8 protein-coding genes are annotated in these 14,778 nt (G+C 67.7%); 6 read left to right on the forward strand and 2 right to left on the reverse strand.

Annotation, left to right across the window (positions count from 1 at the left end):
* Nucleotides 1–531 precede the first annotated feature (531 nt).
* Together AC1PME_RS03490 and AC1PME_RS03495 are read right to left on the reverse strand one after the other, a co-directional pair.
* Nucleotides 532–948 carry a hypothetical protein gene (locus tag AC1PME_RS03490; RefSeq protein WP_481097315.1) on the reverse strand — a complete coding sequence of 139 codons (417 nt, stop codon included), beginning with the start codon at nt 946–948 and terminating at the stop codon, nt 532–534.
* 366 nt (nt 949–1,314) lie between these two features.
* Nucleotides 1,315–1,722, reverse strand: a complete 408-nt coding sequence (locus AC1PME_RS03495) for a hypothetical protein (RefSeq protein ID WP_481097316.1) — start codon at nt 1,720–1,722, stop codon at nt 1,315–1,317.
* Nucleotides 1,723–2,215: 493 nt separating this feature from the next.
* On the opposite strand from AC1PME_RS03495, the gene AC1PME_RS03500 reads away from it, so the two are divergent.
* The 6 genes from AC1PME_RS03500 (at nt 2,216) to AC1PME_RS03525 (ending at nt 14,746) form a co-directional block, all read left to right on the forward strand.
* Nucleotides 2,216–5,608, forward strand: coding sequence for a GH92 family glycosyl hydrolase (locus AC1PME_RS03500; RefSeq protein ID WP_481097317.1), 3,393 nt, complete (start codon nt 2,216–2,218; stop codon nt 5,606–5,608).
* Nucleotides 5,609–5,831: 223 nt separating this feature from the next.
* Nucleotides 5,832–8,993 (forward strand): TonB-dependent receptor, encoded by a 3,162-nt coding sequence (locus AC1PME_RS03505; RefSeq protein ID WP_481098062.1) that lies wholly within the window; start codon nt 5,832–5,834, stop codon nt 8,991–8,993.
* A 137-nt stretch (nt 8,994–9,130) separates the two neighbouring features.
* Entirely contained in the window at nt 9,131–11,575 is a 2,445-nt protein-coding gene (locus tag AC1PME_RS03510) for a GH92 family glycosyl hydrolase (protein ID WP_481097318.1), read from the forward strand.
* A 75-nt stretch (nt 11,576–11,650) separates the two neighbouring features.
* Nucleotides 11,651–12,820: a LacI family DNA-binding transcriptional regulator gene (locus tag AC1PME_RS03515; RefSeq protein WP_481097319.1), complete on the forward strand. Its 1,170-nt coding sequence runs from the start codon at nt 11,651–11,653 to the stop codon at nt 12,818–12,820.
* Between the two features lie 185 nt (nt 12,821–13,005).
* Entirely contained in the window at nt 13,006–13,449 is a 444-nt protein-coding gene (locus AC1PME_RS03520; RefSeq protein WP_254460309.1) for a DUF2231 domain-containing protein, read from the forward strand.
* A complete protein-coding gene (locus tag AC1PME_RS03525; protein ID WP_307548482.1) occupies nt 13,442–14,746 on the forward strand; it encodes a PQQ-dependent sugar dehydrogenase in 1,305 nt (434 codons plus the stop codon). Before AC1PME_RS03520 ends, AC1PME_RS03525 begins: the two co-directional genes overlap by 8 nt.
* Nucleotides 14,747–14,778: the final 32 nt, after the last annotated feature.

Raw genomic sequence — 14,778 nt, forward strand, 5'->3', positions numbered from 1 at the left:
CACTCGCGCCATTCGCCTCCTTCCAGCGCGGCGAAACCGCACCTGCGCTACCGGCATAGCCTGATAAAACAGGTGTTCAGATAGCCATTGGCAATGGCCCCGAACATCTCTATTGGGCCAAGGCCGACATGGGCTAGGCCGGGCTGTATGCACTGCGCTGGGTAAAACAGGGGCAGGGCGCAATTACTTGCATCAACTCCCAGCGGGGAACGTCTAAAACCCATGTAGTGGGAGATGTGATCTGCCCCAAGTTTGCCTGGCTCCAGCTTCCGCAACCTTCTGACAGTCGCCACCGCAAGCCGCCGCGAAGGGTTGTTGAAGAAAGCCGCTTGGCGCAGCTGGCCCGTTACTCGAAAGGCAATCGCTAGATCAAGCCGCGCCGCAAAGCGGCGTCGGCTTGAATGCAGTGCAGGTCGCTTACCGGCAAGTGGTAACGCCCAAGCTGCTGGTGCTGCAGCGCGTTGCGTCGCCCTTGCCGTCGCGATACGGCATGTTGGTGAAGGAGTCCGTCGCGCCACGAACCACGTTGCCCTAATCGTGACGGGTCGTGGTATTGCCGTAGGAGTCTGTGCTGCTGCGCGTCACGCTTCCGTCGTCGCCGCGGCAGGTTTTGTTGCCGTAGGAGTCCGTGGAGCAGCGAATCGTGTTGCCCCGGTCGTCACGGGTCGTGGTATTGCCGTAGGAGTCCGTGCTGCTGCGCGTCACGCTTCCGTCGTCGCCGCGGCAGGTTTTGTTGCCGTAGGAGTCCGAGGAGCAGCGAATCGTGTTGCCCTGGTCGTCACGGGTTGTGGTATTGCCATAGGAGTCTGAGCTTGTGCGCGTCACGCTTCCATCGTCGCCGCGGCATGTTTTGTTGCCGTGCGAGTCCGTCGAGCAGCGCGTTGTGTCGGCAAATGCGCTCGACGTTGCCAGCAGTCCAGTCAAAAGTGCGAGTGTGGCCATTTTCATTTGAAACCCCCTGTGTGTGTGGAGCGATCTGACGCTAGCGATTGTAGCCGTTGATAGATAATCAAGCAGGTCGCTCGCGCCATCGCCTTTCATTCGCTTCTTGCCGCATGACGGCCAGGAAAATTGGGCCAGAGTGCACCTGTCGCATCAATTCCCATGGGGTGACGTCCAAGACCCATGGAGCGGGAGATGCACTCTGCCATGGCTTCCTGATCACAGCGTGGGCAAGCTTCTGACACGCAACGCACGCCGTCGCAAACCCTCGATAAAAGAAGATGCTCGGCGTAACGGGCGTTGCGCGGAAGGACGTTGCTGGATCAAGCTGCGCCGCAACGCGGCGTCGGCTTGAATGCAGCGTCAGGCTGCTTACCGGCAAGTCTCAACGCGATAGGCATCGGTCGTGCAGCGCGTCATGTTGCCCTTGCCATCGTTGCACGTCTTGACGCCGAACGCGTCCGTGGTGCAGCGCGTCTGGTTGCCCTGGGTGTCGAGGGTCGTGGTCGTGCCGTAGGCGTCTGTCGTGGTGCGCGTCAAGCTTCCGTCGCTGCCCTGGCACGCCTTGGTGCCGTAAGCGTCGGTAGTGCAGCGCGTCTGGTTGCCCTGGTTGTCACGGGTCGTGGTCGTACCGTAGGCGTCTGTCGTGGTGCGCGTCGTGCTTCCGTCGTCGCCGGTGCATGTCTTCACGCCGAACGCGTCGGTTGTGCAGCGTGTCCCGGCGAGTGCGCTCGACGTTGCCAGCAGTCCAGCCAACATTGCGAGTGTGGCCATTTTCATTTGAAACCCCCTGTGTGTGTGGAGCGATCCAGCGCTTGCCAGTGTAGCCGTTGATCGTCAGTCAGGCAGGGCGCTCTATCGCCTTCGATCGCTCCCCGTCGCGTGGCGCTTCAGCGTCATGCCTCTTCGTATTCGACCTAAACCAGAGACGCTGGATCGCGTGTCGATCCGCAGGCGAACTGTTGCGCAGCAGCATGCAACTCTTCGAAAGGCGTGTTACTTCTAGCTCGGTTGGATCGATCCAAAGCCGTTGATGCAACGCATCCTTGGGGGAGACGGCGGGTAGGGATCGCGTGCGACGAGTTTGCTGACGCCTGCTCTCTGGTCCGCATCCATCTGCGGTCGTGAAGCGGCGTTGGATGCCGACTTGAGCGGCGATCCCTCGGGTCGATCCGGTCCACGTTGCGTGCCTTCGCTGCGCGCCGTTGCCACCGGAGGTGCGTGACGCCACGCGTCGCGGCACAACCGACCTAGAGAGTTTGGGGAGCCTGCCATGCCAATCCGTCCGCGCTTCGCGCACTCGCCTGAGTCTTCGCGCTGGTGGTTCGGACTCGTCGCTGCGTCGGCGCTGTTGTGCGCGGGCACCGGTGCGGCATGCGCGGCCGAACCCGGCTTCGCGTCTTCGTTCGAGCGGGGTGAACCTGTGCCTGCATCGGCCAGGCAGTCCGACAAAACAGGCGTCCAAGTTGCCATCGGCACTGGCCCCGAGCAGCCCTACGCGGCCAAGGCCGGTATGGGCTACACCGGCCTGCATGCGCTGCACTACCGCGCCAATGCGGCCGGGCGTGCACAGCTGTTCGCGGTCGATCTGCCGGTGGAGTCGGACACCGTGCTGTCGTGGATGGTGCTGCCGGAAATCGTCGACGGCGATACGGTGGCCTCGACGGGTGTGGCGGTGGATCTGCTGTTCGACGATGGGCGCCGCTTGTCCGAGTTGGGCGTGGAAGACCAGCATGGGGCGCTGGTCAGTGCGGCGGGGCAGGCGGCGTCGAAGACGCTGTATCCGCAGCAGTGGGCGTTCAAGCAGGTGCGGCTGGGCACCGTGACGGCGCTGCGCGGCAAGCGCATCCGCGCGATCGAGCTGCAGGTACAGCCGGGGGCCGGCAAGGTGGCGGCGGGTTGGATAGATGATGTCGCGGCGCGGCGCGTGCCCGCGCCGCAGGCGGCGCGGCGGCCCAGCGACGAGGTGGTGACCACGCGCGGGACGCAGTCCAACGGCACGTTTTCGCGCGGCAACAACATTCCGGCCACGGCGATGCCGCATGGCTTCAATTTCTGGGTGCCGGCGACCGATGCGGGAACCCTGAGCTGGCTGTACCGCTGGAACGAGCAGAACGGCGACGACAACCGGCCGCGGCTGCAGGCGCTGTCGATCAGCCATGAACCCAGCCCGTGGATGGGCGATCGCCAGACCTTCCAGGTGATGCCCTCGGCCACGCGCGGGGTGCCGGAGGCGGATCGTGCGAAGCGTGCGTTGTCGTTCAGTCACGACCACGAGGAGGCGCGCCCGCATCTGTACCGGGTGGATTTCGACAACGGCATCCGTGCGGAGCTGACGCCGAGCGAGCGGGCGGCGATCTTCCGCTTCCGCTTTCCCGAGGGCGGCGATGCCAATCTGCTGTTCGACAACGTCGACGCACGCGGCGGGTTGACCCTGGATGCTGCGACGCAGACGCTGCGCGGCTATTCGGATACGCGCAGCGGACTGTCCAACGGCGCCACGCGGCTGTTCGTGTATGCGCGCTTCGACCGTCCGTGGATCGCCAGCGGCAAGATCGCCACGGGTCGCCCCAGCGGCTACGTGAAGTTCGCGCCGGGTGCGGACCGCACGGTGGTGATGCGGATCGCCACTTCGCTGATCTCGGTGGAGCAGGCGCAGCGCAATCTGCAGCAGGAGATCGGCGACGCCGGCTTCGAAGTGGTGCAGGCGCGTGCGCAGGATGCGTGGGATGCGGTGCTGGGACGGTTGCAGGTGCAGGGCGCCAGCCACGACCAGCGGGTCACGGTGTACTCCAATCTGTACCGGCTGTTCCTGTATCCGAACATCGCCCACGAGAACGTCAGCGACGCGGCGCATCCGGACTGGCGGCATGCCGACCAGAACAGTTGGTCCAAGGACAACGCCGGCGGCGACGCCGAGCGCACCTCGGCGCCGATCCTGCCGGGCAAGGTCTACGTCAACAACGGCTTCTGGGACACCTTCCGCACCAGTTGGCCGGCCTATGCGCTGTTCGCGCCCGAACAGGCCGGGGCGATGATCGAGGGCTTCCTGCAGCAGTACCGCGACGGCGGCTGGGTGGCGCGCTGGTCCTCGCCGGGCTATGCGGACCTGATGGTCGGCACCAGTTCCGACGTCGCCTTCGCCGATGCCTGGCTGAAGGGCGTGCGCGGCTTCGATGCGAAGGAAGCCTATGCGGCGGGGCTGCGCAATGCCACGGTGGTGCCGCCGGTGTCGAACGTCGGCCGCAAGGGCCTGGCGCGCTCGATGTATCGCGGCTACGCCGCCAACGACGTGCATGAAGGGCTGTCGTGGACGCTGGAGGGCGCGCTCAACGATTTCGGCCTTGCGCAGATGGGGCAGGCGCTGGCGGAACGGGAACAGGATCCGCAGCAGGCGCAGCGCTACCGCGAGGAAGCCGAGTACTTCCAGGCGCGCGCCACCGATTACGTGTCCCTGTTCGACCCCGCCACCCGCTTCTTCCGCGGGCGCACGCCGGCCGGCCAGTGGGATGCGCCGGCGGCGCGCTTCGATCCGCGCGTGTGGGGCGGCGACTACACCGAGGCCAATGCCTGGACCTTCGCCTTCACCACGCCGCACGACGCGGCCGGCCTGGCCGGGTTGCTGGGCGGTGAGGACGCGATGGCCGCGCGCTTGGACGAACTCTTCGCCACGCCCGAGACCGCGGACAAGCGCTTTGCCGGCAGCTATCGCGGCGTCATCCACGAGATGACCGAGGCGCGCGACGTGCGCATGGGCATGTACGCGCACAGCAACCAGCCCTCGCACCATCTGCCGTGGATGTACGTGGCGGCGGGGCAGCCGTGGAAGACCCAGCGTCTCACCCGCGAGGTGCTGCGCCGGCTGTACCTGGGCAGCGAGATCGGCCAGGGCTACCCGGGCGACGAGGACAACGGCGAGATGTCGGCGTGGTACTTGTTCGCCATGCTCGGGCTGTATCCGCTGCGCATGGGCGCGCCGGAATACGTGATCGGTTCGCCGGCGTTCCCGCGCGCGGAGGTCGACCTTGGCAACGGCCGCAAGCTGGTGGTGATCGCGCGTAACAACAGTGCGCGCAACGTGTACGTGCAGTCGCTCACGCTCAACGGCAAGCCCTGGAACAAGGCCTGGCTGCGCCATGCGGACGTCGCCGACGGCGCCACGCTGGAGTTCGTGATGGGTGCGACGCCCTCGCGCTGGGGCAGTGGCGCCGACGCGTTGCCGCCGTCGCTGACGCCGCCGGGCAGCGCGCCGCGCGGACTGGAGGATGTGGCCTCGCAGGCCGTCGCGGTGTCGCTGCAAGGACAGTCCAGGGCCGCGGCCTTGATCGACGACGACGCGACGACGGCGTTGCCCCTACCGGCCGGCGCCAGTGTCGACCTGCGCTTCGACAAGCCGATGCATGCCACGCACTACACGTTGACCAGCGCCGACAGCGCCTTGTCCGGCCTGGGGTGGACGCTGGAAGGACGCAACGCCGATGGCGCGTGGACCACGCTGGACCAGCGGCGTGCGCAGCGCTTCGCCTGGGCGCGGCAGTTGCGTCCGTTCCGCATTGCGCGCCCGGGCACCTACTCCGCGTACCGGCTACGCATCGAGGCGGGCGACGGCATTTCGCTGGCCGAAATCGAACTCTTGCAGCCGGTGACGCGGCAGGCCATGCCGTGAGTCAGCAGCACCGCAGCGTGTGCGCGCTGTAGACGACACGCCATGCCCTAGACCTGTTGCGCGGCAGCATGCGTTGCGAAGGAGGCTGTGGTACTTAAGCTTCCCGCTGCATTAGAACGATCCAATTCAGTTTGTGCAGGGACATGGGGGAGGAACCGTAGGACCGGCTCGCCGCAATGGCGCCGGATGTTTTCTACAGCGACGCGTGCCTGTTGCCCGGTCCCTGGATCGGGTGGCGGCCGCGCTCGCGCAGCCGATCAATCTTTGGGAGAGGATGATTGAAATGAACTGCATGCCATTCGCACGCAACCGCAGCACGCTGTCCGCCGGCATCGCCATCGCCTTGTTCGCGAGCGCCGCCTCCACCACCGCCTTCGCGCAGCAGGCCGACGGGACGCCGGCCCCCGCGGGCCAGCCCGAATTGCAGGCTACCGACCTGGACGCGGTGACGGTGACCGGCTATCGCTACGCGATCGAGAAGAGCCTGGAGCAGAAGCGCAACGCCAACGCCGTGGTCGATGTGATCACCGCCGAGGACGTCGGCAAGTTCCCCGACAAGAACGTGGCCGATGCGCTGCAGCGCGTGCCGGGCGTGGTCATCAGCCGCGATGGCGGCGAAGGCAAGAACGTCAGCGTGCGCGGCCTGTCCTCGGAGCTGGTGCTGACCGAATTGAACGGCAACTACATCGCCACCGCCGAGTCCAACGGCGACCCGACGCGCTCGTTCAACTACACGCTGCTGCCGTCGAACCTGCTGGGCAGCGCGGAGCTGTACAAGACGCCGGAAGCGCGCATCGACGAAGGCGGCATCGGCGGCACGGTGATCCTGCAGACGCGGCGCCCGCTGGAGCTGGAGTCCAATTCCGGCTTCGTCTCCGCCGAAGGCGTGTGGTCGGATACCAGCAAGAAGACCGACGGCCAGTTCTCCGGCTCGTACGCGTGGCACGACCAGGACAACCGCTTCGGCGTGTTCGTCGGCTACACGCAGCAAAAGCGCACCGCACGCACGCTCAACGCCAGCACCGAGAGCTGGCAGTGGTACGGCCGCGACGAAGGCGGCCCGGCGGTCGACGTGAACGGCAATCCCTCGGACTTCAACGCCAACTGGTGGGGCGGCACCGGCTTCTGGGACCAGAACGGCAGGTACTACACCCGCTTCATGATGCCGACGGCGGTCAGCCTGGACGTCAAGCAGGAGCAGCGCGAGCGCAAGGGCGGCCAGCTGACCTTGCAGTTCAAGCCGACCGACGACCTGACCCTGACCGCGAACTATTTCCGCTTCGACCTGTCGCAGAACTCGCAGACCAATACCGTCAAGATTCCCGAGTGGAACATCGCGCGCTACTACGGCGACGGCAACTGGCGCGGCGGCCGACTGCTCGACGGGCTGCAGTTCGATCCCAGCGGCACCATCGTCACCGGTGCCGCCTACAGCCTACATCCGGGCAAGACCTACTACTGCAGCGAGGCCCAGGCCGCCGCGGCCGGCCTGCCGCCGGGCGGCTGGGGCTCGGACGACTGCACGGTGCCGACGCCGCAGATCACCGGCAGCTACAACATCGAGAAGTCGCTGTCGCAGACGGTGGACCTGGGCGGCGAATGGCGTGGCGAGAAGGTGGACGTGTCGTTCAAGGCCGGCCGCACCTGGGCCAAGGGCGGGCCGGAACTGCAGTTCTCGCTGCCGATCAAGCCGCGCCGCCAGAACGCCGACGGCAGCTGGAGCAACGGCAATTTCGCCAGCGCCTGGGACCTGACCGGCACGCCGACCATGGCCTTCTCGCCGGAGCTGATGCAGAACCTGCGCAACGGCATCCTGCAGGTCGACCTGGGGTCGACCGGTTCGTCCTGGACCCGCAACACCAACCAGCAGCAGTACGCACAGATCGATACCACCTGGCATATCGACGGCGATTTCTTCGACTCGCTGCAGTTCGGCCTCAAGCGCCGCGATGGCGGCATCCACCGCAGCACCGGCAACAACTATTGGGTGTGCCCGGGCACCGACCCCAGCGACTACAACAACCGCTACTGGAACGGACGCTGCAATGCCCTGGCCACGCAGTTCTCGCCGGAGTTGCTATTCCCGCTGGACAACCTGGCCGGCGGAGTCAAGTCCAGCGCGTTCCCGGCGATCAACTTCCCGGGTTACATCGGCTACTTGAACAACACCTACGGCGCGATGCAGACCCGCAACGAAGACAACTTCGTCTACAACGTCGACGAGAAGATCTACTCGACCTACCTGCAGCTCAACTTCCACACCGAGCGCCTGCGCGGCAATGTCGGCGTGCGGGTGGCGCGCACCGGCCAGCATGCCGATTCCACCGACAAGGTGACCGCCTACAACGACTACTTCTTCGACGGCGCCGACGGCAACCCGCTGGCCTGCCAGCAGGGCGCCGCCATGCCCGCTGGCGCGCCGGCCGACACCTACTGCGGTACGGAAGGCTACTGGCGCCTGTCGGACACCCAGCAGCGCAGCGAGTCGTTCGTGGTCAGCGCGCTGGACCGCAACTACACCGATGTGCTGCCCAGCTTCAACCTGGCCTACGATCTGACCGAGAACCTGCTGCTGCGCGCAGCGGCGTCGAAGGTGATCGCACGGCCCAGCTACAACGCCATCGCCGCACCTGGCAGCCTGGAGTACTACAGCCCCGAATACGTGGCCGACCGGCGCCTGACCGGCGGCGCCAGCGAGCAGGGCTGGTACGGCTCGGGCAGCAACAAGAAACTGGAGCCGTACAAGGCCAACCAGTTCGACCTGGGGCTGGAGTGGTATTTCCAGCCGGGCTCGGTGGCGGGCGTGGGGCTGTTCCGCAAGAACGTGGAGAACTTCTCGGTCGACGTGATCAGCGACGTGAACATGGTGATCAACGGCCAGGCGGTCACGGTGCAGAACTACAGCACCAAGGCCGGTGGCCAGGATGCGGTGTCGCAGGGCGTGGAGCTGTATGCGCAGCACACGCTGCCGTCCGGCCTCGGCGTGCAGTTCAACTACACCTACAACGATGCCAGCAAGGCGGCGGTGCGGCTGGAGGACGGTACCGAGGTCGGCAAGACCGCCATGCCCGGCAGCGCCAGGAACCAGACCAATCTCACCGTGTTCTACGAGACCGACCGCCTGCTGCTGCGCGCCTCGTACAACCGTCGCGGCGAGCTGGTGCAGGGCCTGGTCAACGGGTTGAACGTGTACGAGGAGCCGTACTACCAGATCGATCTGAACGCGGCGTACAACATCACCCCGGCGCTGAGCCTCACCGCGTCGGTGCTGAACCTGACCAAGCAGGAGTCGCGCCAGCACCTGGGCGACGACACCCGGGCGCGCTTCTACACCGGCGGCTACGCCGGGCGGCTGGCGTACCTGGGGCTGACCTACAAGTTCTAAGCTGCAGCGTGTCGTGCCCATGCCTGCCGCGCGGCGGACGGCATGGGCACGACGGTCCGGCGACGGCCGGGCTACCGTTTTCGCCGTCCACGACCGCGCCGTCGCGCCTGTCGCGGTCGTTCACCACAGGACCCATCATGACGTCTTCCCCGCTGCCTTCCCTGCTGCGCACGCTCGCCTTGTCCCTGCTGTTGACCACACCGGCGCTGGCCGCCGCGCCGCGGCTCAGCGCCGAGGTCAACACCTTCATCGGCAGCAAGGACGACGGCAACACCTTCCCCGGCGCGTCCGCCCCGTTCGGGATGATCCAGGTCAGCCCGATCGGCGCGCACTACGCTGGCTGGCGCTACGACGATCCGCAGATCCGTGGCTTCGGCCATTCCTTCCTGTCCGGCGCCGGCTGCTGGGAGCAGGGCGGGCAGGTCTCGGTGCTGCCGGTCACCGGGCGCATCGGTCCCGGCGGCGAGTTCGACACGGGCGACCCGAAGGCGTTCGACCACACCCGCTACGGTGCGCGCTACCAGCACGACGGCGAGCGCGGCCAGGCCGGCTACTACAAGGTGCGGCTGACCGATTACGGCGGCATCGACGCCGAGGCCACCGCGCTGACCCGCGCCGCGGCCGAGCGCTATACCTTTTCCACATCGGGCGATGGCCATGTGCTGGTCAACATCGGCCAGGCCAACGCCCGCCACACGGTCACCGGCAGCACCCTGACCGTCGTGGGCGACCGCGTGGTGGAAGGCAAGCTGGTGACGCAGAGCTTCTGCGGCGGCCACCAGTACACCACCTGGTTCCGCCTGGAGTTCGATCGCCCGTTCAAGGCCTTCGGCACCTGGGGCGAGGCCGGCGGCGTGCCGGGATCGCGCCATGGCATGGAGGGCGAGGGCAAGCCCAGCGGCGCGTGGCTCACCTTCGACCTGGGCAAGGACCGCTCGGTCACCGCCATCTCGGCGATCTCGCACGTGGATGCCGAGGGCGCGCGCAACAATCTGCACAGCGAGGGCATGGCCAACGGCCGCCTGCTCGGCTTCGATGCCATGCGCGCCCGCGCGCAGCAGGCGTGGGACAAGGAGCTGGCCAGCGTGCGCGTGCACGGCGGCAGTGGCGACGACCGCATGGTGTTCTATACCGCGCTGTACCACGCGCTGCTGCAGCCACTCACCGGCAGCGACGCCGACGGCCGCTACCGTGGCTACGACGACGGCATCCACCGCGCCGACGGCTGGACCTATCACGAGTATTTCTCGCTGTGGGACACCTACCGCTCGCAGAACCAGTTGCTGGCGCTGCTGCGGCCGCAGCGCGCCGCCGACATCGCCCGCTCGATCCTGGCGATCAATGCACAAGGCGGTTGGCTGCCGCGCTGGGGCTACGCCAACTTCGAGACCAACGTGATGACCGGCGATCCGGTCACGCCGTTCCTGGTCGACCTGTGGCGCTTCGGCGCGCTGAAGGGGCGCGAGGCCGAGGCCTACGCAGCGTTGCGTCGCAACGCCTTCGAGATGCCGCCGTTGAACTCGCGGCATGCCGGGCGTTCCGGTAATGCCAACTACCTGGCGCAGGGCTTCGTGGAGTACGACCGCGCGTTCCCGTCCAAGGGCATGGACGTCGATCCGCACCATGGCGGCTCGGCGACGCTGGAGTACGCGTTGGCCGACTGCGCGCTGTCGACCATGGCCGGCGCGCTGGGCCATGCCGAGGACGCGGCGGTGCTGAACCGACGCGGGCGCAACTGGCGTTCGATCTGGGATCCGTCGGTGCGCGATGCGCAAACCGGTTTCACCGGCTTCCCGCGGCCGCGCACCGAGGACGGTGCGTGGTACACGCCGCCGGACGGTCATTACGACCCGCGCTCGCAGCACGGCTTCCACGAAGGCACGGCCTGGCAGTACCAGTGGCTGGCGCAGCAGGACGTGCCGGGGCTGGTGCAGGCGATGCACGGGCCCGAGCAGACCGCGCGGCGCCTGGACGCGTTCTTCGCCTACGACGCGCTGCTGGCCGACCCGGCCGGCGCCGCACGCAAGGAATGGGTGGTGGGCCCGTACAGCTATTACAGCCAGTTCCGCTACAACCCCAACAACGAGCCCGACCTGCATGCGCCGTGGATGTACACGCTGATCGGCCAGCCGTGGAAGACCAGCACCGTGCTGCATGCGGCGCAGACGCTGTTCACCAATGCGCCGAACGGCGTCACCGGCAACGACGACCTGGGCACGATGTCGGCGTGGTATCTGTTCAGCGTCATCGGCCTGTATCCGGCGGTGCCGGGCACCGGCCAGTTCCTGCTGCACGCGCCGCGCTTCTCGCGCGTCGACCTGGACGTCGGGCCCGGCCGCACGCTGCGCATCGACGCGCCGCAGGCCGGCGACGGCAGGCTGCGCTACGTCGGTGGCGTGTCGCTGGACGGCCGCGCGCACGCGCCGGTGTGGCTGGACTGGGCGCAGCTGCGCCAGGGCGGGCGCCTGCGTTTCGACCTGCGCGATGCGCCGCAGCCGCAGGGCTGGGGCACGCAGCCGCAGGACCTGCCGGTGTCGCCGTGCGCGGCGCCGACCAGCACCGCCAGCCTGCGCTGGCGCTGACCTCGCACCGTACCGCACCAGGGGCGCGCAGCCGATGGTTTAGGCTGGGCGCCTCGTCCGAAAGGAATCGATCCGATGCGCCAGAAGCGTCCACCTCGAACCGGATCCGAAGGCGCTGCCAAGGCCGTCAAGGGCGTGTCGCGCAAGGCGGCGCCGGTCGCGGCGGAGCAGGCCGGCAAGGCCAAGAAGGCCCCACCGGCGGCCGCCGCGCACGACCGCCAGCGCGTGGTGACCGTCACCGACATCGCCGAGGCGGTCGGCGTTTCGCGCGCCACCGTCTCGCTGGTGCTGCGCGGCAGCCCGTTGGTGCACGCTGACACGCGCGCGCGGGTGGAGGCGGAACTGAAGCGGCAGCGCTACGTCTACAACCGCGGCGCAGCCAATCTGCGCCGGCGCACCTCGACCAGCGTGGCCCTGGTCATCAACGACCTGGCCAATCCGTTCTTTGCCGAATTCGCTGCCGGCGTGGACGAGGCGCTGGGCGAGCGAGGCTACGTGACCCTGCTCGGCAGCACCGGCGAATCGCCCGCGCGGCAGCAAGCGGTGTTGGGCTCGCTGATGGAACACACCCCGGCCGGGGTGATCCTGTCGCCGGCCGAGGGCAGCGACGCGGCCGAATTGCACACGGTGCTGGACGCCCGCGCGAACGTGCTGCTGTTCAACCGCGAACTCGCCGGTGCCGACGACTGGGGCTTCCTCGGCCTGGACAACCAGCGCGGCGCGCAACTGGCCACCGAGCACCTGATCGCGCTCGGTCACCGCCGCATCGCCTTCTACGGCGGCCATGCCGATTCCAGTTCCTGCCGGCAGCGTCGTGCCGGCCACGCGCAGGCGATGCGGCAGGCCGGGCTGCCGATCGACCAGGCCTGGCTGATCGAGTCGGCGCCCAATCGCCTGGAAGCGGCCGCGCGCCACGGCGAACTGTTCGCCCGCGACGCGCCGCCGACCGCGGCGGTTTGCTACAACGACACCGTCGCGTTGGGCCTGATGCTGGGCCTGCTCGCGCGTGGCATCCGCCCCGGCCAGGACTTCGCGGTCACCGGTTTCGACGACATCCCCGAGGCCGCGGTGAGCACGCCCGCGCTGACCACGCTCGCCGCGCAGCCGCGCGCGCGTGGCCGTCAGGCGGCGCAGCTGGTGCTGGAGCGGCTGGACGCGGCCGCTCCACCGCGCAGGACGATCGTGCCGGTGAGTCTGTCGGTGCGCGAGAGCAGCGGAGCACCGATCGCGCCCGCGCGCGCCTAGCGCTGCGATCGCGGCTGCGGCCGAAACGACGATACGGGATTGAATGCCCGCGCGCGCAGTGCCATCGCGACGCCCTCTAGACAGGGACGGGCAGATAGTGGGTCCCCTCACCACGGCGGCGCGTTCCGTGGGCTCGTGGTGAGCGGGCGATTCGTCCCCTTCTTCCTTTCGTCGAGAGCTGTCTCATGCATCTGCAGACTGCACCGCGCCGTTCCGTGGTGGCCAACGCCTTCTACGGCCTGCTCAATCCCATCCCGTTCGGCTGCTTCGTGGCTGCACTGATCTTCGACATCGTCTACGCCCGCAGCGGGGTGATCCTGTGGACCAAGGCGGCGGCCTGGCTGATCGCGATCGGGCTGGTCATCGCCATCGTGCCGCGTCTGATCAATCTGGTGCAGGTCTGGATCACCGCTCGGCGCTCCGTGCTGCCGGTGGAACGGCTCGACTTCTGGTTGAACCTGCTCGCCATCGTCGCCGCCATCTTCAATTCCTTTGTGCACAGCCGCGACGCGTATGCGGTGGTCCCGGCAGGGCTCTGGCTCTCGATCGCCACGGTCACGCTGTTGGCGATCGGACATGTGCTCATCGCCATCCGCACCACGCCACGCGAGGGCTACGCCCATGGCTAAGCGCCTTTGCATGTCCGCCTTCGCGCTGAGCTGCGCGGTGGCCCTGGCCGCCTGCAGCGGCAAGGCCTCGCTCGAGCCAACCCAGCAGGCGGGCAACGCGCCGCCGCTGCCGCAGCCACGCAACTTTCTGCTGCCGCCGATGCAGGTTCCCGAGGGGGTGGGCTGGAAGGAGGGGCAGGCGCCCACCGTGGCGGCAGGCCTGAAGATCGAGAAGATCGCCGGCGGCCTGAAACATCCGCGCCAGTTGTACGTGCTGCCCAACGACGACGTGTTGGTGGTGGAGGCCAATTCGCCGGGGATGGAGCCTGTCACCACACCCAAGCAACTGATCGCGGGGCTGGTCCAGAGCCGCTCCGGCAAGAGCGCCAAGGGCGGCAACCGCATCACCCTGCTGCGCAGGACCGCGGACGGCAGGTGGGAGCAGCATGCGTTCCTGAAGGGGCTGCACTCGCCGTTCGGGGTGCAGCTGATCGGCGATGCGCTGTACGTCGCCAACACCGACAACATCATGAAGTTCCCCTATGTCGCGGGCCAGACCGAGATCACCGCGCCCGGCACCGTGTTCGCCGATCTGCCCGGCACGATCGAGCACCATTGGACCAAGGCACTGCTGGCCAGCCCCGACGGACGCAAGCTGTACGTCGGCGTGGGCTCCAACAGCAACATCGGCGAGAACGGGCTGGACGTGGAGTACCGCCGCGCGGCCGTCCTGGAAGTGGACGTGGCCTCGGCCAGCAGCCGCATCTTCGCCTCGGGCATCCGCAATCCGACCGGACTGCAGTGGGAGCCGCGCACCGGCAAACTGTGGGCGATCGCCAACGAGCGCGACGAGATCGGCGCCGACCTGGTGCCCGACTACCTGACCTCGGTGCAGGACGGCGGCTTCTACGGCTGGCCGTACAGCTACTACGGACAGAACGTGGATGTGCGGGTCAAGGACCAGCGCCCGGACCTGGTGGCCAAGGCGATCAAGCCGGACTACGCACTGGGCTCGCATGTGGCCGCGCTCGGTCTGTGGTTCTCCCGCGGCGATACGCTGCCCGCAAAGTACCGCGAGGGTGCCTTCGTGGCCGAGCACGGCAGCTGGAACCGCTCGCCGCTCAGCGGCTACCAGGTGGTATACGTGCCGTTCCAGCAGGGCCGGCCGGTCGGCCCGCCGCAGACCGTGGTCAGCGGCTTCCACTCGCAGGACGAGTCGCAGCTGTTCGGTGCCCCGGTCGGCCTGGCGCAGGACAAGGACGGCGCGCTGCTGATTGCCGACGACGTCGGCAACAGCGTCTGGCGTGTCCGTTTCTGACCGAGCGCATGACCCCGCCCACCGGTACGTGG

The organism is Xanthomonas sp. NCPPB 901 (assembly GCF_056725085.1).

What these genes read in the sequence shown, in the direction of transcription:
- AC1PME_RS03515 (WP_481097319.1), top strand. Translation starts at nt 11,651, where the DNA reads ATGCGCCAGAAGCGTCCACCTCGAACCGGATCCGAAGGCGCTGCCAAG.
- AC1PME_RS03510 (WP_481097318.1), top strand. Translation starts at nt 9,131, where the DNA reads ATGACGTCTTCCCCGCTGCCTTCCCTGCTGCGCACGCTCGCCTTGTCC.
- AC1PME_RS03525 (WP_307548482.1), top strand. Translation starts at nt 13,442, where the DNA reads ATGGCTAAGCGCCTTTGCATGTCCGCCTTCGCGCTGAGCTGCGCGGTG.
- AC1PME_RS03495 (WP_481097316.1), bottom strand. Translation starts at nt 1,722, where the DNA reads ATGAAAATGGCCACACTCGCAATGTTGGCTGGACTGCTGGCAACGTCG.
- AC1PME_RS03520 (WP_254460309.1), top strand. Translation starts at nt 13,006, where the DNA reads ATGCATCTGCAGACTGCACCGCGCCGTTCCGTGGTGGCCAACGCCTTC.
- AC1PME_RS03500 (WP_481097317.1), top strand. Translation starts at nt 2,216, where the DNA reads ATGCCAATCCGTCCGCGCTTCGCGCACTCGCCTGAGTCTTCGCGCTGG.
- AC1PME_RS03490 (WP_481097315.1), bottom strand. Translation starts at nt 948, where the DNA reads ATGAAAATGGCCACACTCGCACTTTTGACTGGACTGCTGGCAACGTCG.